This window comes from Vibrio hangzhouensis (genome assembly GCF_900107935.1).
Classification (GTDB): Bacteria; Pseudomonadota; Gammaproteobacteria; order Enterobacterales; family Vibrionaceae; genus Vibrio; species Vibrio hangzhouensis.
Genome location: NZ_FNVG01000007.1, coordinates 1 through 20,486 on the forward strand (window position 1 = coordinate 1; position 20,486 = coordinate 20,486).

The window sequence follows — 20,486 nt, forward strand, 5'->3', positions numbered from 1 at the left end:
TTCAATCCTATCTTCATAAAAAAGCCCCACCGATAAGGTGAGGCTCTGTGTAGACGATTAGAGACCACTATTCTTGATGAGTACTGGTTTGTTCTTGAGCTGCTTTCTTCGCCGCTATTTCCTTCTCTGCAAGCTTGGCCTTCTCAATCATGGGAGTGATGGTTGAGCCTTGAATCAGGATTGAGAACACCACAACAGAGTAGGTCATCACCAGAATGATCTCTTTCACATCGATCAGTTTGTCTTCAATTACCCAAATGCCGGAAGGAATGGACAGCGCCATGGCGAGCGCCAGTCCGCCGCGCAGACCACCCCAGGTGAGAATACGGGTCGACCATGGGTTGTAGTGGCGATAGCGCTTAAAGCCCACGTAGGCCAGTGCAACGCTCAGATATCGTGCGCCCAGTACCAGAGGAACCGAGAAGGCCATCAGAATCCAGTCTTCTTGGTGGAATTGAAATAACAGCATTGACATACCGATAAGCAAAAATAAAACACCGTTAAGGAACTCATCCACCAGTTCCCAGAAATGATCCAGATGCTCTTCCGAGACTTTTGAGAAACCAATATAACGAGTCCAGTTCCCTATCATGATGCCCGATACCACCATTGAGAGTGGGCCGGAAACATGGAGATATTCTGCAAATGCGTAACCTGCTGTTGGGACGCCAATAGTAAGCAGCAGCTCCATAGAGTGGTCGTCGGTAGCGCTGATCAGATAATGGAACAGTAACCCGAGCGCAAAGCCGTAAACAATACCGCCGATGGCTTCCTGAAGAAACAACATGCTCACGCTACCTAATGTAGGTGCTTCTGTACCAAAGGCGATAGTGAATAGGGTAACGAAAATAACCAGACCAAAGCCATCATTAAACAGAGACTCACCTTCAATTTGTGTAGAGATACGTGCCGGTGCCTGAAGTTTTTTTACAATGGCGAGAACGGCTATCGGGTCGGTTGGTGAAATCAATGCACCAAACAGCAGGCAATAGATAAGATCAAACTCAATACCAATAAACTGGCAGAAACCGTAGAGCACGAAGCCAATAAAGAAAGTGGAAAACAGGGTTGCACCTAATGCAAGTACAGTGATCTCCCACTTCTGATCTTTCAGATGGGGAAGTTTGATCCCAAGACCGCCCGCAAACAACAAGAAACCGAGGATCCCCTTGAGCAGGAAATCTTCGAAATCGATACCCGCCACCGTTTCGGTGGCGAGCTCGGTGAGTTGAAACCAGTTGTTCTGACCCGCAACCAGTATCAACAGAGACAGCATCATCGCACCCGCCGTGATAGCAATGGTGGTTTGCATCTTGCCTATCTTGCTGTTTACAAAGGCAATTAACATTGCAGCTGCAGACAAAAAGCATAATGTCTGATAAACGGACATAATGTCACCTAGATTGTAAGAAAATGTTAATGAGATTCTGTGCTTCTCTATCGGGAATATCAATGACTATTTTGGGATTCATTGCTCTTGTTTATTTCAGGTGTGTCTGATGCGGCGATCTGACGAAATGAATACAATTGTCGTCGTTAACTATGATCTAGTGCTTGAGTCTGTCACGTGAGTCCGATAATTTGAGGAGATAACAAGTCAGCAAAGATTTTTTAGACGTCTAGATTTCTAAAAAATCTGTGATACGATGACAGCATTAGCAAGGAATGAGGCAGTATCGTGGGAAGTAACATAAGAAAGCAGATAGAGAGTCAGCTAAAGCAACGTATTCTATTGATCGATGGTGGTATGGGCACCATGATTCAGGGATACAAACTTGAGGAAGCGGACTATCGAGGTGAGCGCTTTGCAGATTGGCAGTCTGATCTGAAAGGCAACAACGATCTTTTGGTATTGACTCAGCCTGAGCTGATCAAGGAGATCCACTGTGCTTATCTGGAAGCCGGAGCAGACATTCTGGAGACCAATACTTTCAACGCTACCACGATCGCGATGGCTGACTATGAGATGGAATCTCTCAGTGAAGAGATCAACTTTGAAGCGGCAAAACTGGCGCGTGAAGCGGCGGATGAATGGACCGCTAAAACGCCGGACCGACCAAGATATGTTGCCGGGGTGTTAGGGCCAACCAACCGCACTTGTTCTATCTCTCCTGACGTCAATGATCCAGGCTATCGTAATGTTAGCTTTGATGAGCTGGTGGAAGCGTACTCGGAATCCACTCGAGCACTTATTCGAGGCGGTAGTGATCTAATCCTTATTGAAACCATCTTCGACACTCTGAATGCGAAAGCATGTTCATTTGCAGTGGAATCGGTATTTGAAGAGTTAGGTATCGAGCTTCCGGTGATGATCTCAGGCACTATCACCGACGCCTCAGGTCGTACCCTTTCAGGACAAACTACCGAAGCTTTCTACAATGCATTACGTCACGTGAAGCCACTCTCTTTCGGCCTCAACTGTGCACTTGGCCCTGATGAGTTAAGGCAGTATGTCGAAGATATGTCCCGCATCTCGGAAGGTTTCGTTTCTGCTCACCCGAATGCGGGTTTGCCTAACGCCTTTGGTGAATACGATCTTTCTCCCAAGGACATGGCAGAGCATATTGGTGAATGGGCGCGAAGCGGTTTCTTAAACCTGGTTGGTGGCTGCTGTGGTACTACCCCAGAGCACATCCGTCAGATGGCCCTGGCTGTTGAAGGTGTGACGCCACGTCCACTTCCAGAGCTTACGGTTGCTTGTCGATTGTCGGGGCTCGAGCCTCTAACTATCGAAAAAGATTCGCTATTTATTAACGTTGGTGAGCGTACCAACGTTACAGGCTCTGCGCGTTTTAAGCGCCTTATCAAAGAAGAACTGTATGATGAAGCGCTAGAAGTGGCTCGTCAGCAAGTCGAGAACGGTGCTCAGATCATCGATATCAACATGGATGAAGGCATGCTTGATGCCGAAGCCTGTATGGTTCGATTCCTTAACCTTTGTGCCTCTGAGCCAGAGATCTCTAAAGTACCTATCATGGTCGACTCCTCCAAGTGGGAAGTCATTGAGGCAGGCCTGAAATGCATTCAGGGTAAAGGCATTGTTAACTCCATCTCACTTAAAGAAGGCAAAGAGAAGTTTGTTGAGCAGGCGAAGCTGATTCGACGTTATGGCGCAGCGGTTATCGTGATGGCGTTTGACGAAGTCGGTCAGGCAGAAACGCGTGAGCGCAAACTGGAAATCTGTACCAATGCTTATCGCATTCTTGTCGATGAGGTGGGCTTCCCACCAGAAGACATCATTTTTGACCCGAATATCTTTGCCGTTGCAACCGGTATTGAAGAACACAACAACTATGCGGTCGACTTTATCGAAGCCGTTGCAGACATCAAACGTGACCTACCACATGCAATGATCTCCGGTGGTGTATCGAACGTTTCTTTCTCGTTCCGTGGTAATAACTATGTGCGTGAAGCGATTCATGCGGTGTTCCTGTACCACTGTTTTAAGAACGGCATGGATATGGGCATCGTTAACGCCGGCCAGCTTGAGATTTACGACAACGTTCCAGATAAACTGCGCGAAGCGGTAGAAGATGTGGTACTAAACCGTCGTGATGATGGTACAGAGCGACTACTTGATATCGCCGCTGAATACGCCAATAAAGGCGTCGGCAAAGAAGACGATGCCAGTGCGCTAGAGTGGCGTACCTGGCCGGTAGAGAAGCGTCTGGAGCATGCTCTGGTAAAAGGTATCACCGAGTTTATCGTTGAAGATACCGAAGAAGCGCGTGTGAATGCCTCTAAGCCACTCGAGGTTATCGAAGGGCCACTTATGGACGGCATGAACGTGGTAGGTGACCTATTTGGTGAAGGTAAGATGTTCTTACCACAGGTAGTGAAATCAGCGCGTGTTATGAAGCAGGCCGTAGCGCATCTTGAACCATTTATTAACGCCTCTAAACAGGCAGGCTCGAGTAACGGTAAGATCCTTCTCGCGACTGTTAAAGGCGACGTTCATGATATCGGCAAGAATATCGTTGGCGTGGTTCTGCAGTGCAACAACTACGAGATCATCGATCTTGGGGTAATGGTGCCTTGTGAGAAGATCCTTAAAGTCGCCAAAGAAGAAAACGTCGATATCATTGGTCTGTCCGGTCTAATCACGCCATCGTTAGATGAAATGGTTCACGTGGCAAAAGAGATGGAGCGTCAAGGCTTCGACCTGCCACTACTGATTGGTGGCGCGACAACGTCAAAAGCGCATACTGCAGTTAAAATTGAGCAGAACTACAGCGAGCCAGTGGTTTACGTGAACAACGCGTCACGTGCTGTTGGTGTTTGTACTTCGCTACTCTCTAATGAATTAAAACCGGCGTTTGTTGAGAAACTCGATCTTGATTACGAGCGCGTTCGTGACCAGCACAACCGCAAAAAACCGCGCACTAAACCAGTGACATTGGAAGAAGCCCGCGCGAACAAGGTCGACATCGACTGGCAGAACTATACGCCACCAAAACCAGCTAAACCAGGCGTACACGTATTCGAAGATTTCGATGTGGCGACACTGCGTAATTACATTGACTGGACGCCATTCTTTATGACCTGGTCGCTGGTGGGCAAATTCCCCGCCATCCTTGAGCATGAAGAGGTAGGTGACGAGGCGAAGCGTTTGTACAAAGATGCGAACGACCTACTTGATCGCGTTGAGCGCGAAGGACTGCTAAAAGCAGCGGGTATGTGTGCACTGTTCCCAGCAGCCTCCGTTGGTGACGACATTGAGGTCTATACCGATGAAACGCGCAGTGAAGTTCGCACCGTACTTCATAACCTTCGTCAGCAGACTGAGAAGCCAAAAGGCTTCAACTACTGTCTATCGGACTACATTGCGCCGAAAGAGAGTGGTAAGCCGGACTGGATTGGTGCCTTTGCGGTAACGGGTGGTATTGGTGAGCGTGAGCTTGCCGATGAATACAAAACACAAGGTGATGACTACAACGCCATCATGATCCAAGCCGTTGCAGACCGACTGGCAGAAGCCTTTGCTGAGTACCTACACGAGAAAGTTCGTAAAGAAATCTGGGGCTATTCTGCGGATGAGGCGCTATCTAATGACGATCTTATTCGAGAAAAGTACCAGGGTATTCGCCCGGCACCTGGCTACCCAGCGTGTCCAGAGCATACTGAGAAAGGCTCGCTTTGGGAAATGCTCAATGTTGAAGAGACCATTGGCATGTCGTTAACCACGAGCTACGCAATGTGGCCTGGCGCTTCGGTATCCGGTTGGTACTTCTCGCATCCGGACTCTCGCTATTTTGCGATTGCTCAAATCCAAAAGGATCAGGTTAATAGTTATGCTGATCGAAAAGGTTGGGATAAGGTCGAAGCCGAGAAATGGTTGGGTCCTAACATCAACTAATAAGCTAACCCGAGATAGCAAAACGGCACCGAGTGGGTGCCGTTTTTTGTTTGTCGGTTATTTCTTCGCTTTCGGAAACACTTTGACCATTTTGATGCGGTTCTCTTCCAGTTCGACGATCTCCATCTGATGCTCGGCAACCTGAACACTCAGGTGACTCTCCGGAATATCTTCTAGATATTCGAGCATAAGTCCGTTAAGTGTACGCGGTCCATCCGTAGGCAGGCTCCATTTCAGGCCTTTGTTAATATCGCGGATATTGGCACTACCTTCAATGAGGAAGCTGCCATCGCCTTGCGGCGTGATTTCGTCGGACAGGGTTGGCGCCATTGATGTGGTAAACTCGCCAATGATTTCTTCCAGTATGTCTTCTAACGTCACCAGACCGTTAATATCACCATACTCATCAACAATCAGTCCGATGCGCTCTTTATTACGCTGGAATTTGAGCATCTGAACGTTCAGAGGAGTGCCTTCCGGAATGAAGTAGACTTCGTCAGCACTTCTTAGCAGGGTCTCTTTGGTAAACTCGTTCTTTTCGAGCATCAAACGATACGACTCACGCAAGCGCAGCATACCGACCACTTCATCTATCTGATCACGGTACAACACGACACGTCCGTGCGGTGAGTGGGTGAGCTGACGAACAATGGATTTCCAGTCATCGTTGATGTTGATACCCGTGATCTCGTTACGAGGGATCATGATGTCGTTTACCGTGACATGTTCAAGATCCAAAATCGAAATCAACATGTCCTGGTGGCGGCGTGGTATCAGTGAGCCGGCCTCATTCACCACTGTTCTCAATTCTTCGGAGCTCAGGTGGTCTTCATCGCTGTGATCGACCTTTATGCCTAACAGACGGATAAAACCGTTGGTGATGAAATTCACCAATATTACCAATGGAGACAGCAGTTTCATCAAAATCGTGAGCAGAATGCTGCTCATGAAAGAGACGCGTTCCGGGTAGAGAGCGGCAAGCGTTTTAGGGGTCACTTCGGCGAATACCAGAATGATCAGCGTCAGCGCACCAGTCGCCATAGCGACACCCAGGTCACCATAGAGGCGTAAACCGATGACGGTTGCGATGGCTGAGGCGAGAATATTGACCAGGTTGTTGCCAATCAGGATTAAGCCGATTAAACGATCGGGTCGGTTAAGCAGCTTTTCTACGCGTTTAGCGCCTTTATGGCCAGTCTTAGAAAGGTGTTTAAGTCGGTAGCGGTTGAGAGACATCATCCCTGTCTCTGAGCCGGAGAAGTAGCCGGAAATTACAATCAGACCTGCGAGTATCGCAAATAAAATACCGGTCGAAATGTCGTCCAAAACTTAAGAATTCCTTTGGTTAATAGCTGGTTAATTAATGAACTATTTGTGCTCTGTTGTCAACGCGCCATTAGTCGTAGTGCGTCACTGCCAGAGTGTTAGCTCAGGATTATCTCTCTTACAAAACGGCTACCAAAATAGGCCAGAGTAAGTAAAGTTGCACCGGCAACCGCGAACCAGGTTACTTTTTTGCCGCGCCACCCTTTTTGGTAATGACCCCAAAGCAGCACAGAATAAATGATCCAGGCAATAAAGGACAATACGCCTTTGTGAGCCTTTCCTTGAGCAAACATATCCTGAACAAAGACAAAACCTGTGATCAAAGTAGCGGTTAAAAGTCCAGTACCGATAAGAATGATCTTGAAAAGCTGTCTCTCCACCATCATTAACGGAGGTAGGTTGGGATTAATCGTGAGTGCTTTTTTATTTTTGAGTTTATGGTCAAGCCATGCCAGTTGTATGGCATAAAGCGCACCAATAGACAGAGTAGAATAAGAAAAGAGCGCTAACGAAATGTGGATCAGTAATTTGGGGTTGTGTTCCAGATGAGTGATGAATGCGGTAGGAACAAAAGCGGCTGCTGACAGATTAATGGCAGCAAAGCTGTAAACCACAGGCAGCAAAAACCAAATTCGGGTTTTTAACATGGCGACGCTCATCACTAATGAAATGATAAAGCTGATGAGAGAGGCTACGTTAAGGATACTGAGGTTCTGTCCACTGCCGCTAAAGATGAGATCACTCAATAGCCAGGCGTGAAATGCCAGTGCCAGTGTCGCACTGACAAGAACAGTTTTTGTACGGATCCCGACCTGATGAACCAGACCTGGAATGATGGTTGCGATGGCCAATACATAGAGAATTGTGGCCGCAATTGCGATTAAACTGTCCATTTTTCCTAAAAAATCGATTGCTTAGAGCAGGAATTATACCCTGCATCTGGTCAATGAGCCATGCCGGAAGTGAAAACTATTGATGGGTATTTGATCTTGTTAGATATGACTCTCACTGCTGGCTAAGGTATACTCACTGCAATTGATCGCAAGTTTTAAGCGAAGAGAAAGAAATGTTTGAGAATTTAACGGATCGTCTATCCAAAACGCTGAAGAACATCAGCGGTAAAGGTCGCCTGACCGAAGAGAACATTAAGGAAACGCTGCGCGAAGTACGCATGGCGCTTCTGGAGGCTGACGTCGCGCTGCCTGTTGTTCGTGAATTCATTAAAGGCGTTAAAGAACGCGCTGTGGGTGTTGAGGTATCGAAGTCTCTCACTCCTGGTCAAGAGTTCATCAAGATTGTTCAGGCTGAACTAGAGTCTGTGATGGGAGAGTCGAATGAAGCACTCGACCTAGCAGCACAACCGCCAGCTGTCATTCTGATGGCGGGTCTGCAGGGTGCAGGTAAAACCACCAGTGTCGGTAAGCTGTCCAAGCTACTTAGTGAGCGCGAGAAAAAGAAAGTACTGGTTGTTTCTGCTGACGTTTATCGTCCTGCGGCGATCAAACAGCTTGAAACTTTGGCGACCGACATCGGTGTCGATTTCTTCCCGTCTACGGCGGATCAGAAACCCATCGACATTGCGAATGCCGCTATCGATCATGCGAAGAAGAAGTTCTACGACGTATTGATTGTCGATACTGCCGGTCGTCTTGCTGTTGACCATGAAATGATGGATGAGATCCAACAGCTACATTCTGCGATTAATCCGGTTGAGACGTTGTTCGTTGTTGACGCTATGACGGGTCAGGATGCAGCAAATACGGCAAAAGCGTTTGGCGATGCGCTACCACTTACAGGTGTGATCCTGACAAAAGTTGACGGTGATGCACGTGGTGGTGCCGCGTTATCTGTTCGTCATATCACGGGTAAGCCAATCAAATTCTTAGGTGTGGGTGAGAAAACTGACGCACTAGAACCGTTCCATCCGGACCGTGTTGCTTCGCGTATTCTTGGCATGGGTGACGTACTTTCTCTTATCGAAGATCTACAGCGCAATGTGGATACTGAGAAAGCCGAGAAAATGGCGAAGAAGTTCAAAGAGAAAAAAGGCTTTGATCTTGAAGACTTCCGTGAGCAGCTAGGCCAAATGCAGAACATGGGTGGCATGATGGGAATGATGGACAAACTCCCTGGCATGGCAAACCTTCCTGACAATGTTAAAGACAAAGTTGATGACAAGATGTTTAAGCAGATGGAAGCCATCATCAACTCTATGACAATGAAAGAGCGTCAGCGCCCGGAACTTATCAAGGGTTCTCGTAAGAAGCGTATTGCAGCTGGTTCGGGCACTCAGGTTCAGGATGTTAACCGTCTGCTCAAGCAGTTCACTCAAATGCAGAAGATGATGAAGAAAATGCAGAAAGGTGGCATGCGCGGCATGATGCGCAACATGCAAGGCATGATGGGTGGCATGGGCGGCGGTGGCGGCGGCTTTAATCCGTTTGGTCGATAGTTAGCTGCTAGGCCTTAGGGCCTAGTTAACGGAGTCTACTATTTAATTTCAAACTGTTAGCCAGCTCACACCTTCACCTTGGACCAAAAACTGGTGAAAAAATAGCTAAACCCCTTGCAATGCCTCGGAATAAGAGTAAAATTCCGAGGCTTTATTTTGGCACGAGACCTCAGGTTACTCATTTGAGAAACACTTCTGAGGTCATTTTTATTATTGAGAAAGCAAAGAGGACGATATGGTTACCATTCGTTTGGCACGTCACGGCGCTAAGAAGCGTCCATTTTATCAAATCGTAGTAGCGGACAGCCGCAATGCAGCAACTGGCCGTTTCATCGAGAAAGTGGGTTTCTTTAACCCAACTGCTACTGGTCAAGAAGAAGGTCTACGTCTAGACCTAGATCGCGTTAACCACTGGGTTGGTCAAGGCGCATCTGTATCTGACCGCGTTGCTAAGCTAGTTAAAGACGCTCAAAAAGCGGCTTAATTCTAGTTAAGTAAGCAGTATGTCGTCGATGAAAGGTAAAGAAACTATGAGCAATCAAGACGAAAGAATTGTTGTAGGTAAATTTGGTTCTACTTACGGCATTCGTGGATGGCTTAAGGTATTTACCTACACAGACAATCCTGAAAGTATTTTCGATTACAGCCCTTGGTATATAAACCAAAAGGGTGAATGGGTAGAGTACAAAGTCGAAAGTTGGAAACGCCATAACAAAGGTATGGTGTGCAAATTAGAAGGTCTTGAGGTTCGTGAAGAAGCTCACCTGCTAACTAACTTTGAGATTGCGATTGACCCAGCTGTGCTTCCAGAGCTGTCAGAAGATGAGTTCTACTGGCGCGAATTGTTCGGCATGAAAGTGGTGACAACTAAAGGTTACGACCTAGGTGAAGTAACCGATATGTTGGAAACTGGTTCGAACGATGTTTTGGTTGTGAAAGCGAATCTGAAAGATGCTTTTGGGCAAAAGGAACGGTTGATACCGTACCTTGAAGAGCAAGTGATCAAGAAAGTTGATCGCGATGCTCAACGGATCGAAGTTGACTGGGATCCTGGATTCTAATCCATTATTGGTAACTAAATAGAGCGAGAGAACAGATGTGGGTTGGCGTAATTAGCCTGTTTCCAGACATGTTCCGCAGCGTTACTGATTATGGAGTAACAGGTCAAGCGGTTAAAAAAGGTCTACTGTCGATTGAGACTTGGAATCCTCGTGATTTCACTCACGACAAGCATCGAACTGTCGATGACAGACCTTACGGTGGTGGTCCAGGCATGTTGATGATGGTACAGCCTTTGCGCGATGCCATTCACGCTGCCAAGCAAGCATCACCGGGTAAGACGAAAGTCATTTACCTTTCTCCTCAAGGTCGAAAACTCGACCAAACTGGGGTAGAAGAACTGGCGAAAAACGACAACCTCGTGTTGATTTGTGGACGCTACGAAGGGGTAGATGAGCGCATCATCCAAACTGAGGTTGACGAAGAATGGTCAATCGGAGATTTTGTGATGACAGGTGGGGAAATCCCAGCCATGACGCTAATCGACTCAGTCTCACGGTTTATTCCGGGAGTACTAGGCGATTTTGCTTCAGCAGAAGAAGACTCTTTTGCTAATGGCTTGTTAGATTGTCCGCACTATACGCGCCCTGAGGTGTTAGAAGATTTAGAGGTACCAAGTGTCCTCAAGTCTGGTAACCACAAGGATATTCGTCGCTGGCGACTCAAACAGTCGTTAGGCCGTACTTGGCTAAGAAGACCGGAGCTCCTGGAAAACCTAGCTCTGACTGACGAACAGGAACAATTACTTGTCGAGTTCATTAAAGAGACTCGAGACAATAGCAAGTAACCTATTTAATTTAGTATCAGTTTATTCTAGGAATTTAAGAACATGAGTAACATCATCAAGGCTCTTGAAGAAGAGCAAATGAAATCAGGCCTACCTAAATTTGCACCAGGTGACACTGTTGTAGTTCAGGTTAAAGTAAAAGAAGGTGACCGTGAGCGTCTACAGGCTTACGAAGGCGTTGTAATCGCTATCCGTAACCGTGGTCTTCACTCTGCTTTCACTGTTCGTAAGATCTCGAACGGCGAAGGTGTTGAGCGTACGTTCCAAACTCACTCTCCAATGGTTGATAGCATCGAAGTTAAACGCCGTGGTGCAGTACGTCGTGCCAAGTTGTACTACCTACGTGAGCGTTCTGGTAAGTCTGCTCGTATCAAAGAGAAACTTGCTAAGAAGTAATGCTATTTTACTAGCGTTCTCAAGTATTAAGCGGAGCCCAAGGGCTCCGCTTTTTTATGCTTGGAGAAAGTGACAGACAAAAAAAGAGTCTCCAATGGAGACTCTTAATGGAATGCTTTTAGTAGTTATCTTCCGACCAGCCATCGCTATCGGACATATCGGGCGCGCCGGGAATCGTATTTTCTTCATCGGCCCACTCGCCAAAATCAATCATCTGGCACTGCTTAGAGCAGAAAGGCCTGAACGGACTGTCTTCGCTCCACACCACATCTTTTTTACATTGTGGACACTGAACAACGGTTGGTTTACTCATAATGGTTCCTGAGTGTGAGGAGTCAGCAGCATACGGCTAACTCAAATTCGATATCGTTAGGGTAGGCCTGACCAGACTCAAAGGCAATAAACTTGATGGCAAAACGGCTCTTATGGCCAGAGACCATGGGATAAACGCCATACTCCATCGGGATGGTGAGTCGCAGAATGTTGGCTTCTTCAGCATCACTTTGAAAGAAACCCGCTCTGGCAACCTGTGGTTTGAAACGACCGGTTTCCCGCGTGAGTTTGAGCCAAAGTTGCAATGCGTTCACCAATGGCTTGACTGAGCTTAACCATTTCTCTGCGTCGTGCATGCGCTTTTCAATAGGAAGGTGCAGCCAGTAATGAAGTGATGGGAGATCGAAGCAGCAGGAGCCTCCAGGTAGCCCAAATCGTTGTCTGATCGCACTTAGAAAACGATCTTCTTTCAAAGACTGCCCAAAACGCTCAGCCATCATGAGTTCTCGGTGCACGGCATCGAGGTCACTCAGTATCGACCCTAACATTTCTTGGTCCACGTCATCGACGTTCAACCAAGCGCGATAAGTTTGTCGCTGCTTTTCCAGATCTTTAGCAAGTTCACTTTTTAACTGAATCTGCTCGAAGATTTCTAGCAGATCAAACAGTGACTTAAAGAAAATTTGATACTGATAGTTATCTGAAAAAGACGAGGAATGTTGAAGCTGTCTCAGTAGAGATTCAACTCTTAGGTAAATTCTTGTTTTTTCGTTAAGAGGGTGTTCGAATCTATTTGTGATCATGTGCTAGCCTTTAAACGCTTCCCTGCTATTTTCACCGATCTTTACCGCATAATGCTAGGTACTTTTGGTGCAATTCTGTGACTTGGGACAAAAGTTGAGCGTTATCAGTATTATTATCAATCACATCATCTGCATACATTAAGCGAGTTTTTCGGTCTGCTTGTGCTTTGAGTATAGAACGCACCTGAGACTCAGGCACCCCATCACGTGTCATTGTTCGGTAAATTTGTGTTTGCTCACTGACATCGACGACCAAAACACGGTCGGCCATGCTTTGTAGTTGATTTTCAATGAGTAACGGAACAACCAGTAGAGTGTAAGGGCTGGTGGAACTGGCCAGTTGATGCTGCATGCGTTCACGAATCATAGGATGGAGCAGGTTGTTGACCCACTGTTTTTCTTGCTCGTTAGTAAAGATGCGCGCTCTGAGTGCGGCGCGATCCAGATTACCGTCGGTCTGCAGAATCGTCTCACCAAAGTGTTCCGTTAGAGCTTCAAGCCCCTTGGAACCCGTTTCGACAACTTCTCTGGCAACGACATCGGCATCAACCAAATCAATGCTAAAGTGATCATGGAACAGGTTTGCAACGGTGGTTTTACCGCTTGCGATACCACCCGTGAGTCCGATAACAAAAGTCATAATTAGACCCCAACGAAAGACTGAAGATAGGAATGAATGATTTGTTCACCCCAGATGGCGCTGATCCAGCCGGCTATTGCAAGGTACGGACCGAATGGAAACGCAACATCAATGCCTTTTTTCTGCATCCTTAGTTGGATAAGGCCAAACACAACGCCTACAACCGACGACAACAGTATGATAAGAGGTAAATGCTGCCAACCCAACCACGCACCGAGTGCAGCCAAAAGTTTAAAGTCACCATAACCCATACCATCTTTTCCTGTGATCAACTTAAACAGCCAGAAAACAGACCAAAGAGAAAGGTAGCCAGCCATTGCACCAACGACAGAATCAGTTAGAGAAACCGGCGACACATTAAGCAGTGCCAGCGTGATGCCTGCCCACATTAAGGGGAGGGTCAGTTGATCCGGCAGTAACATCGTATCCAGGTCGATAAACGTGGCGCTGATAAGGACAAAACTGAAGAAAATCAGAGCCAGGCTGTATTCACTGTAGCCCAGTTGCCAGGCAATGACGGTGCTCATTGCCGCAGTAAGCACTTCTACCAGAGGGTAACGAATACTGATTTTGTTGCTGCAATGGCGACATTTTCCACCCAACAGCAGCCAACTGATCACTGGAATATTGTCCAGAACCCGCAGCGGCGTGTGACATTTGGGGCAAGCGGATCTGGGGATACTGAGATTGAAGCTGCCTTCTGGGGGCGTGATTTTATATTCAGGAAATGCCTCGGCGCATTCCGAGCGCCAGCCTCGCTCCATCATAATAGGAAGTCGGTGGATGACAACATTCAAAAAACTACCCACGATTAAGCCAAAAACCGCGGCAAACAGTGCGAACAACCAGGGATAAAAGGTAAAGACTTCCATTTTTGGGTACACAATCACTAAATCAATAAGTTAATGCCTATGTTAGCCTATTACCGACATTAAGTTAAAGATAGGCAGGTACATTGCCACGACTAAACTGCCAACAAGACTGCCCAATAACAGAATAATCACGGGCTCGAAAATTTTTCCAAGATTATCTACCGTATTGTCGACATCCGCTTCATAAATTGCAGCGATTCTATTGAGCATATCGTCCAGCGTTCCTGATTCCTCACCAATCATGACCATCTGTAATACCATTTCTGGAAAAGCGCCAACCTGTCGCATGGCGAGATGGATCGGGGCTCCGGCGGCAATATCAGCATGTATGGCAAGAATGGCTTGCTGGTAGTACAGATTGTCGGCCGTTTTTGCGCTGGCTTGAATACTCGACAAAACAGGAATGCCAGCACTGAAGCTGGTTGCCAGGGTTCGGCTGAACTTGGCGATTGACGCTTTGGTCATTACCGACCCGAGAACTGGTATCTTCAGTATCATACGGCTGGTGTGTAATCGAACGGCATTACTTTTTTGGCGTGCCAGTTTTAGCCCAAGAATACACAGGGTTGCGCTGAAAAAGAACAGGGATCCATATGCCTGAAGCCAGATGGAGAGGTTGAGTACCTGAGTGGTAAACCAGGGTAATGACGCGTTAAAGCCGCGAAACATCGCTTCGAATTCCGGTATGACTTCTGTCAGCATCAGGTAGGTAACCCCCAGCGAGACCAGAAATATCATGATGGGGTAGATCAGTGCCTTGACGACTTTAGCCCGCAGCAGTTCCTGCTTTTCCCGATAGCTGGCAAGACGTTCAAAGACAGCTGCGAGGTTACCAGAGGTTTCCCCTGTGGCCACCATATCCACATAGAAGCTATCAAAATGACGACTAGCGACTTGCATTACTCGGGAGATTGGCGTTCCTGCTTCCAGCCCTTTACAAAGCTCGGCCAGAACGGATTTCATTTCCGCTTTGGATTGATTTTGAGCGATCAGTTTAATGGCATGGATAATCGGAATACCGGTACTGAGCATAGTCGCCAACTGCCGAGTTAAGATGGTGATGTCTTTTGGGGTAATGCGATGGGATACTTTACTCAATAACGAAATGCTATGACGACGAAGTTTACTGACCTGGATCTGTTGTTGTCTGAGGCGTTCACGTGCCTCTGATTCTGTCATGGCCAGAATCTGTCCCGACACTCTTTTTCCCAGGCTGTTGATACCTTTCCAGCGGTATGATTTCAATGTCAGTTCGGGTTTTTGCATTCGCAATTCACTCCGTGGCTAAAAATAGAGTACGCGTTGCAGTTCTTCATAGCTGGTGATGCCCTGACGAAGCTTTTCGAAACCAGATTGCCTGAGTGTAATCATGCCCTGTGACTTGGCAATCGCATGGATTTCGGCCATGCTGGCTTGCTGCATTACGGCTTGAGTAAGTTCATCAGTAAACGGCATAACTTCATAAATTCCCGTCCTGCCAAGATAACCCTGATTGCACTCATTGCACCCTTTGCTGTTGGCTTTAAATATGGTGGATGTCTCATCAGAAACTAAGGGCGTTATCCGTTGATTTGTAGTGCGATCAACCTGCTTACAAGTCGGACACAAACAGCGAGCCAGACGTTGAGCGATAATTAGCGAAAGTGAACTGCCAAGATTGACACCGTCTATCCCCATATTCTTTAGCCGAGTAATGGTTTCTGCGGCCGAGTTAGTATGCAATGTTGACATCACCAAGTGACCCGTCTGAGCCGCCTTGATAGCAATTTCTGCGGTTTCAATATCTCGAATCTCTCCCAGCATGACGACATCAGGGTCCTGGCGTAAGAATGATCTGAGTGCGGTAGCGAAATCGAGTCCAATCTTGGGGTTTATCTGGAGTTGGTTTACTCCTTCTAGGTGAATCTCTATCGGATCTTCTGCGGTCGATATGTTGCGCTGAGGTGTATTCAGAATGTTCAGCCCCGCATACAATGAAACAGTTTTGCCACTGCCAGTAGGCCCGGTCATCAATATCATCCCTTGTGGCTTGCGCAGAGCGTCTATGTATTGAGACTTTTGCCATTCACTGTAACCCAATTGGTCGATGGCCAAACTGGATGCCCCTCCGTCTAACAATCTCAAAACGATTTTTTCTCCCCACATAGTGGGCAGGGTAGAGACACGCATATCGATTGATGCCGTCTCAGAAAGCCTCAGCTTTAGCCTTCCGTCTTGCGGCAAGCGGCGCTCGGCAATGTCCAGTCTGGCCAGAATCTTAATACGAGCGGCAAGACGTCGACTGAGCTGATTGGCGGGTTGTTGGGTCTCTATCAGGATACCGTCACAGCGCAGCCGGATACGGTATGAGTCTTCATAAGGTTCAAAATGAATATCTGAGGCCTTTTTACGTACTGCATCGAGCAGCACCTGATGGATAAAACGACTGACGGGTGACTCATCCAGTGACAGATCTTCGATATTATCGACTTCAATATCACTGACCTGAACCAGTGTCGCCAGTTCATCGGAGGTCAGCTCTTTACTCTGCTCCTGAAAGTCTGCTGTTTTATCCCCATACATGCGTCGGATCGCTGCGCGAATATCCAGACAGTTGCCCAGCACAAACTCAATCTGCAGTCCTGTTGCAAAGCGAAAGTCATTTTCGATTTGTGGCAGGGTAGGGTCAGCCACAGCAATTAACAGGATGTCATCTTTTTTTTCTATAGGCAGTGCATGATAAGTCAGAATCAGATCCCGCACCGCCAGTGTCTGGCATAGCTCTTGAAACTGGTAATCTTGCAGACATTTCGTTGGTAAACCAAATAACTGGCTGAGCTTTTCTGTAAGAGTTTGAGCACTCTGCCAGCCTAAGTGAACCACGCCCTCAGGGTTTGATAAACCTGAAGATGCGACCCACTGCTCAAGGTACTTTCCTTGTTTCGAGGTGATGAGGTTAGCCCGCTGTAGAATCGAGGAGAGAGTCAGGTTCACTTACATACCGGATTTGTTCGTGCAACCCTTAGGCAATAATCCGGAGTCGGTGGAGGCAGAGCTTCCACAGGACCAGGTTCCGTCTTGTTCTCTGAACAGACCAATTTTAGTGGTCTTTATCGAAGGACTGGCGTTTGCAATGTTGTTGAAGTTAACGATCACGCTCCCGGCAGCACTTTGAGTTCTGGTTACAGCTATCGCGTTACTCAAGGCGCTGGGTAAGCCTAACAAGGCTTTGACATTAGGGTCTCCGTCATCAGGAAACTGTCCTTGCTCTAATGTATAGGTTTCGATATTTGTCTTAAGAGCAGAAAGGGTCGCAAGGGCTGAAGCCGCTTCACTTTTCCCTACGTACTTCTGATATTGTGGCATCGCTACAGCTGCCAATACCCCAATCACGGCTACCACGATCATCAATTCAATTAGCGTAAAGCCCTGCTGTTTTGCTGTTATTTTCATTGTGTATTCCTAAACAACACGTCGTATGAGCCAACCTTAATATCCGAGTCATTTCCATTAAAGTTAATGACTTATTATTCTCGAGTAAGGTAGATAAAATGATGTACAGATTGCAGAGGGAAGCAATAAGCACGCGAGGGAAGTTAGGGTTTGAGGTGTAGTACTTGGTCACGGGAGCGGTGACTAGTGAGCGATCTTTCAAAGGCAGGAATTGAGTTGTAAACGGCATAGCCACAGCACGGAAACTAGGCATAAAAAAAGCGAAGCCCATCAGCTTCGCTTTTTAATGAGGATTCAGACCAATTTTTAGTCTTTGAATCTCATCGACAAATCCATCGCCTTCAGGTGCTTGGTCAGCGCTCCAACAGAAATATAGTCGACCCCTGTTTCAGCGAACTCGGCAATGGTTTCCAGAGTTACATTGCCAGAGTTTTCCAGTGCTGCACGACCGGCGTTGATGTCTACAGCCTGGCGCATCATGTCAGTGGTGAAGTTGTCGAGCATAATGATGTCTGCGCCTGCGTCGATAGCTTGCTGCAGCTCTTCCAGAGACTCTGTTTCCACCTCTACTGGTTTACCTGGATTGAGCTGCTTAGCAGTCTCAATGGCCTTTTTAATTCCGCCACAAGCGATAATGTGGTTTTCTTTGATAAGATACGCATCAAACACACCAATTCGATGATTGTAGCCACCGCCGCATGCTACGGCATACTTTAGAGCACTGCGAAGGCCCGGGATCGTTTTACGGGTATCGAGCAATCGGCATTCTGTATGCGCAATTTTTTCTACGTATTCTGCGACTAGCGTGGCACAGCCTGAAAGAGTTTGAATAAAGTTCATGGCATTACGCTCACCGGTGAGCAGAATGCGTGCCGGGCCAGATAACGTACAAAGCACCTGATTAGGTTCAACCTTGTCACCATCCTGAACGTGCCATTCGACTGTGACTTCGCCGCCAAGTTGTTTGAATACTTCATCTGCCCACATTTGGCCACAGAAAACACCGTGTTCACGAGTGATGATGGTTGCTACGTTTTGAGCATCAGCAGGAATTAGGCTTGCAGTAATATCCGCACTCGCATCCAGTGTTCCACCCAGATCTTCACGTAGTGTATCTGCAACGGCACGGGTGATTTCGCTCGGGAGTTGCTGCTTTAAAAATTCAAGACGTTCTTGGCTGTTATGTGTTTCTTTCATCGCTTCACGTGTGTTAATGGGGGAACAAAGTGGGCATGATACTCTTGCTTGTGCGGAATTTCAGCATCAATTCTCGCATTTTCTTGGTTGTTGGATAAAATCAAAGCGATACATGCTTAGATGGACTCAAAATATATGCGAAAGCACAATAAATCAGCAGTGACACCCTCAGAGAGTGATATTGATTCATCTGGCTGGTATCGCTTGGCAAGGCATGTGCCTTCTCCGCACTTTGATGCACGATCTGGCGAAGAAGACATATCCCTGCTGGTCGTCCACAACATCAGCTTACCCCCGGCTCAATTTGGTGGTCCGTATATCGAGCAGTTCTTTCTCGGCAAGCTGGATGTATCTGCGCATCCTTTTTTTAAGGTCATCGAGAACCTCAGAGTATCTGCTCATTGCCTGATAAGACGTGATGGAGAAGTGGTGCAGTTTGTACCATTTGGTGCCAGAGCCTGGCATGCGGGTGTGTCCAGTTTTGCTGGTCGTGAGCGGTGCAATGATTATTCTATTGGTATTGAGTTGGAAGGAACCGACTTCATAGCCTACACCGACGCGCAGTATGGCAGTCTACAAAGGCTGACGCAGGCGTTGATGCGCCGCTATCCTTATATCACATGCGAACGGATCACCGGCCATCAATATATTGCCCCATTAAGAAAAAGTGATCCCGGTCTGGTTTTCGATTGGCGACGTTTTAAATTGTCCATAACGTAGCTGATGTATTTTTGTTCACTTTCGTCCTTGTTCTTTCTGACACGATTAATTTTGTTATTCAAATTATAAATAACCAGGTGGCTGGTTATTCCTTTCTTTTTCTAAATTGGTCTGCTTTTCCCCTCTGCCGGATAATCACCCTTACCTTTGATTTATAAGGTTTTTTATAGCACGTTTTTCTCCCGATAAGTTTACCGTATGTAATTGGTCTGACCATAAGTGTTGTTGTTTTAATTTATAAATGTTTCATAAAGGTTAAAACAAGGCCGGTTCTATGATGTGAATCAATTTTTCGCTAGACATTGGTGTTTTAAATGTGTTAATTTTTACCCCAACTTATAAATTGGTATTACCAATTAACAGCTCAAGAAAGTAGAACAAAAAAAAGAACAATAGATATGGCTTATCAAAGGATCCGTCAGCCGAAACTTTCGGATGTTATCGAGCAAGAACTGGAGCGTTTAATTGTTGAAGGCACACTTTCAGCAGGGCAACAACTGCCTCCAGAGCGCGAGCTGGCAAAACAATTTGATGTTTCCCGACCTTCTATTCGTGAAGCAATTCAACGTCTTGAAGCCAAGAAGCTTCTTACCCGTCGTCAAGGTGGGGGGACGTTTGTGAGTGCGAACATCTGGAAAAGTTTCTCAGATCCCTTGCTAGAACTCCTATCTTCTCATAACGAGACTCAGCTCGATTTGCTGGAGGCTCGTCATGCTATGGAAGGCATTTCTGCTTACTTCGCTGCATTGCGTGGTACCGAGGAAGACTTTGCTCAAATTGAAGCATGCCTGGGAAGTATTCGTACCGCACAAGAGGCTGGTGATGTTGAGGCGGAAGCCTCTGCCGTCATGGCGTTTCTTGTCGCGCTGACTGAAGCAGCTCACAACGTTGTGTTGCTGCATATTGTTCGAAGTCTAGCACCGCTGCTTGAGCAAAATGTTCTACAGAATTTAAAGCTATTACACCGCCGCGCCGAAGTGGTGGAAAAAGTCAGTAAACACCGAGCTAATATCGTTGAAGCGATCGTCGCAGGTCAGCCAGAAAAGGCGCGTGAGATGTCGCATTCGCACTTAGCTTATATCGAAGAAACATTGTTGGATTTGACCAGAGAGGAGTCTCGCAGAGAACGCTCTTTAAGACGAATTCAACAAGATAGTGATTCTTAAAACTAGA

At 46.9% G+C, this 20,486-nt stretch carries 19 protein-coding genes; 8 read left to right on the forward strand and 11 right to left on the reverse strand.

Annotated features, from left to right (window positions below; all coding sequences use genetic code 11):
* Positions 1 to 67: 67 nt before the first annotated feature.
* Positions 68 to 1,390, reverse strand: a complete 1,323-nt coding sequence (locus C4S60_RS08815) for a cation:proton antiporter (protein WP_103879984.1) — start codon at positions 1,388 to 1,390, stop codon at positions 68 to 70.
* 288 nt (positions 1,391 to 1,678) lie between these two features.
* Here C4S60_RS08815 and metH point away from each other — a divergent pair, with 288 nt between their 5' ends.
* On the forward strand, positions 1,679 to 5,356 hold the full coding sequence (metH, locus tag C4S60_RS08820) for a methionine synthase (RefSeq protein WP_103879985.1): 3,678 nt from the start codon (positions 1,679 to 1,681) through the stop codon (positions 5,354 to 5,356).
* 57 nt (positions 5,357 to 5,413) lie between these two features.
* On the opposite strand, the gene C4S60_RS08825 is transcribed toward metH, so the two are convergent.
* Together C4S60_RS08825 and C4S60_RS08830 are read right to left on the reverse strand one after the other, a co-directional pair.
* Positions 5,414 to 6,682 (reverse strand): HlyC/CorC family transporter, encoded by a 1,269-nt coding sequence (locus tag C4S60_RS08825; protein WP_103879986.1) that lies wholly within the window; start codon positions 6,680 to 6,682, stop codon positions 5,414 to 5,416.
* 98 nt (positions 6,683 to 6,780) lie between these two features.
* Positions 6,781 to 7,575, reverse strand: coding sequence for a cytochrome C assembly family protein (locus tag C4S60_RS08830; RefSeq protein ID WP_103879987.1), 795 nt, complete (start codon positions 7,573 to 7,575; stop codon positions 6,781 to 6,783).
* Positions 7,576 to 7,748: 173 nt separating this feature from the next.
* Here C4S60_RS08830 and ffh point away from each other — a divergent pair, with 173 nt between their 5' ends.
* The 5 genes from ffh to rplS all read left to right on the forward strand — a co-directional run bounded on the left by ffh (position 7,749) and on the right by rplS (position 11,376).
* Positions 7,749 to 9,134 carry a signal recognition particle protein gene (gene ffh, locus C4S60_RS08835; RefSeq protein WP_103879988.1) on the forward strand — a complete coding sequence of 462 codons (1,386 nt, stop codon included), beginning with the start codon at positions 7,749 to 7,751 and terminating at the stop codon, positions 9,132 to 9,134.
* Between the two features lie 235 nt (positions 9,135 to 9,369).
* Complete coding sequence (gene rpsP / locus C4S60_RS08840) at positions 9,370 to 9,618, forward strand: 30S ribosomal protein S16 (protein ID WP_096995628.1); 249 nt, start codon at positions 9,370 to 9,372, stop codon at positions 9,616 to 9,618.
* 19 nt (positions 9,619 to 9,637) lie between these two features.
* Complete coding sequence (rimM, locus tag C4S60_RS08845) at positions 9,638 to 10,195, forward strand: ribosome maturation factor RimM (protein ID WP_103879989.1); 558 nt, start codon at positions 9,638 to 9,640, stop codon at positions 10,193 to 10,195.
* 35 nt (positions 10,196 to 10,230) lie between these two features.
* Positions 10,231 to 10,980: a tRNA (guanosine(37)-N1)-methyltransferase TrmD gene (gene trmD / locus C4S60_RS08850; protein ID WP_103879990.1), complete on the forward strand. Its 750-nt coding sequence runs from the start codon at positions 10,231 to 10,233 to the stop codon at positions 10,978 to 10,980.
* A 42-nt stretch (positions 10,981 to 11,022) separates the two neighbouring features.
* The gene (gene rplS / locus C4S60_RS08855; RefSeq protein WP_006074418.1) at positions 11,023 to 11,376 is read left to right on the forward strand and encodes a 50S ribosomal protein L19; all 354 of its coding nucleotides are present in this window, start codon (positions 11,023 to 11,025) and stop codon (positions 11,374 to 11,376) included.
* A gap of 118 nt (positions 11,377 to 11,494) precedes the next feature.
* Here rplS and yacG read toward each other — a convergent pair whose 3' ends face one another.
* The 8 genes from yacG to nadC all read right to left on the reverse strand — a co-directional run bounded on the left by yacG (position 11,495) and on the right by nadC (position 18,593).
* A complete protein-coding gene (gene yacG, locus C4S60_RS08860; protein ID WP_103879991.1) occupies positions 11,495 to 11,689 on the reverse strand; it encodes a DNA gyrase inhibitor YacG in 195 nt (64 codons plus the stop codon).
* Positions 11,690 to 11,711: 22 nt separating this feature from the next.
* Positions 11,712 to 12,452 (reverse strand): cell division protein ZapD, encoded by a 741-nt coding sequence (zapD, locus tag C4S60_RS08865; protein WP_103879992.1) that lies wholly within the window; start codon positions 12,450 to 12,452, stop codon positions 11,712 to 11,714.
* Positions 12,453 to 12,483: 31 nt separating this feature from the next.
* On the reverse strand, positions 12,484 to 13,092 hold the full coding sequence (gene coaE, locus C4S60_RS08870) for a dephospho-CoA kinase (RefSeq protein WP_103879993.1): 609 nt from the start codon (positions 13,090 to 13,092) through the stop codon (positions 12,484 to 12,486).
* A gap of 2 nt (positions 13,093 to 13,094) precedes the next feature.
* Positions 13,095 to 13,964 carry a prepilin peptidase gene (locus C4S60_RS08875; RefSeq protein ID WP_103879994.1) on the reverse strand — a complete coding sequence of 290 codons (870 nt, stop codon included), beginning with the start codon at positions 13,962 to 13,964 and terminating at the stop codon, positions 13,095 to 13,097.
* A gap of 42 nt (positions 13,965 to 14,006) precedes the next feature.
* On the reverse strand, positions 14,007 to 15,230 hold the full coding sequence (locus C4S60_RS08880) for a type II secretion system F family protein (RefSeq protein WP_103879995.1): 1,224 nt from the start codon (positions 15,228 to 15,230) through the stop codon (positions 14,007 to 14,009).
* Positions 15,231 to 15,248: 18 nt separating this feature from the next.
* The gene (pilB, locus tag C4S60_RS08885; RefSeq protein WP_103879996.1) at positions 15,249 to 16,937 is read right to left on the reverse strand and encodes a type IV-A pilus assembly ATPase PilB; all 1,689 of its coding nucleotides are present in this window, start codon (positions 16,935 to 16,937) and stop codon (positions 15,249 to 15,251) included.
* Positions 16,938 to 17,396 carry a pilin gene (locus tag C4S60_RS08890; RefSeq protein WP_103879997.1) on the reverse strand — a complete coding sequence of 153 codons (459 nt, stop codon included), beginning with the start codon at positions 17,394 to 17,396 and terminating at the stop codon, positions 16,938 to 16,940. It lies immediately after the preceding gene.
* A gap of 306 nt (positions 17,397 to 17,702) precedes the next feature.
* Complete coding sequence (gene nadC / locus C4S60_RS08895; protein WP_103879998.1) at positions 17,703 to 18,593, reverse strand: carboxylating nicotinate-nucleotide diphosphorylase; 891 nt, start codon at positions 18,591 to 18,593, stop codon at positions 17,703 to 17,705.
* 135 nt (positions 18,594 to 18,728) lie between these two features.
* Here nadC and ampD point away from each other — a divergent pair, with 135 nt between their 5' ends.
* Both ampD and pdhR read left to right on the forward strand, forming a co-directional pair.
* Positions 18,729 to 19,313, forward strand: coding sequence for a 1,6-anhydro-N-acetylmuramyl-L-alanine amidase AmpD (gene ampD, locus C4S60_RS08900; protein WP_103879999.1), 585 nt, complete (start codon positions 18,729 to 18,731; stop codon positions 19,311 to 19,313).
* A gap of 398 nt (positions 19,314 to 19,711) precedes the next feature.
* Positions 19,712 to 20,479, forward strand: a complete 768-nt coding sequence (gene pdhR / locus C4S60_RS08905) for a pyruvate dehydrogenase complex transcriptional repressor PdhR (RefSeq protein ID WP_103880000.1) — start codon at positions 19,712 to 19,714, stop codon at positions 20,477 to 20,479.
* Positions 20,480 to 20,486 lie beyond the last annotated feature (7 nt).

Excerpts from the sequence above, each read along its gene's own strand:
- coaE (WP_103879993.1), bottom strand. The coding sequence starts at position 13,092 with ATGACTTTTGTTATCGGACTCACGGGTGGTATCGCAAGCGGTAAAACC.
- ffh (WP_103879988.1), top strand. The coding sequence starts at position 7,749 with ATGTTTGAGAATTTAACGGATCGTCTATCCAAAACGCTGAAGAACATC.
- nadC (WP_103879998.1), bottom strand. The coding sequence starts at position 18,593 with ATGAAAGAAACACATAACAGCCAAGAACGTCTTGAATTTTTAAAGCAG.
- rpsP (WP_096995628.1), top strand. The coding sequence starts at position 9,370 with ATGGTTACCATTCGTTTGGCACGTCACGGCGCTAAGAAGCGTCCATTT.
- C4S60_RS08815 (WP_103879984.1), bottom strand. The coding sequence starts at position 1,390 with ATGTCCGTTTATCAGACATTATGCTTTTTGTCTGCAGCTGCAATGTTA.
- C4S60_RS08880 (WP_103879995.1), bottom strand. The coding sequence starts at position 15,230 with ATGCAAAAACCCGAACTGACATTGAAATCATACCGCTGGAAAGGTATC.
- C4S60_RS08830 (WP_103879987.1), bottom strand. The coding sequence starts at position 7,575 with ATGGACAGTTTAATCGCAATTGCGGCCACAATTCTCTATGTATTGGCC.
- yacG (WP_103879991.1), bottom strand. The coding sequence starts at position 11,689 with ATGAGTAAACCAACCGTTGTTCAGTGTCCACAATGTAAAAAAGATGTG.
- ampD (WP_103879999.1), top strand. The coding sequence starts at position 18,729 with ATGCGAAAGCACAATAAATCAGCAGTGACACCCTCAGAGAGTGATATT.
- rimM (WP_103879989.1), top strand. The coding sequence starts at position 9,638 with ATGTCGTCGATGAAAGGTAAAGAAACTATGAGCAATCAAGACGAAAGA.
- zapD (WP_103879992.1), bottom strand. The coding sequence starts at position 12,452 with ATGATCACAAATAGATTCGAACACCCTCTTAACGAAAAAACAAGAATT.
- C4S60_RS08875 (WP_103879994.1), bottom strand. The coding sequence starts at position 13,964 with ATGGAAGTCTTTACCTTTTATCCCTGGTTGTTCGCACTGTTTGCCGCG.
- C4S60_RS08890 (WP_103879997.1), bottom strand. The coding sequence starts at position 17,396 with ATGAAAATAACAGCAAAACAGCAGGGCTTTACGCTAATTGAATTGATG.
- pdhR (WP_103880000.1), top strand. The coding sequence starts at position 19,712 with ATGGCTTATCAAAGGATCCGTCAGCCGAAACTTTCGGATGTTATCGAG.
- trmD (WP_103879990.1), top strand. The coding sequence starts at position 10,231 with ATGTGGGTTGGCGTAATTAGCCTGTTTCCAGACATGTTCCGCAGCGTT.
- rplS (WP_006074418.1), top strand. The coding sequence starts at position 11,023 with ATGAGTAACATCATCAAGGCTCTTGAAGAAGAGCAAATGAAATCAGGC.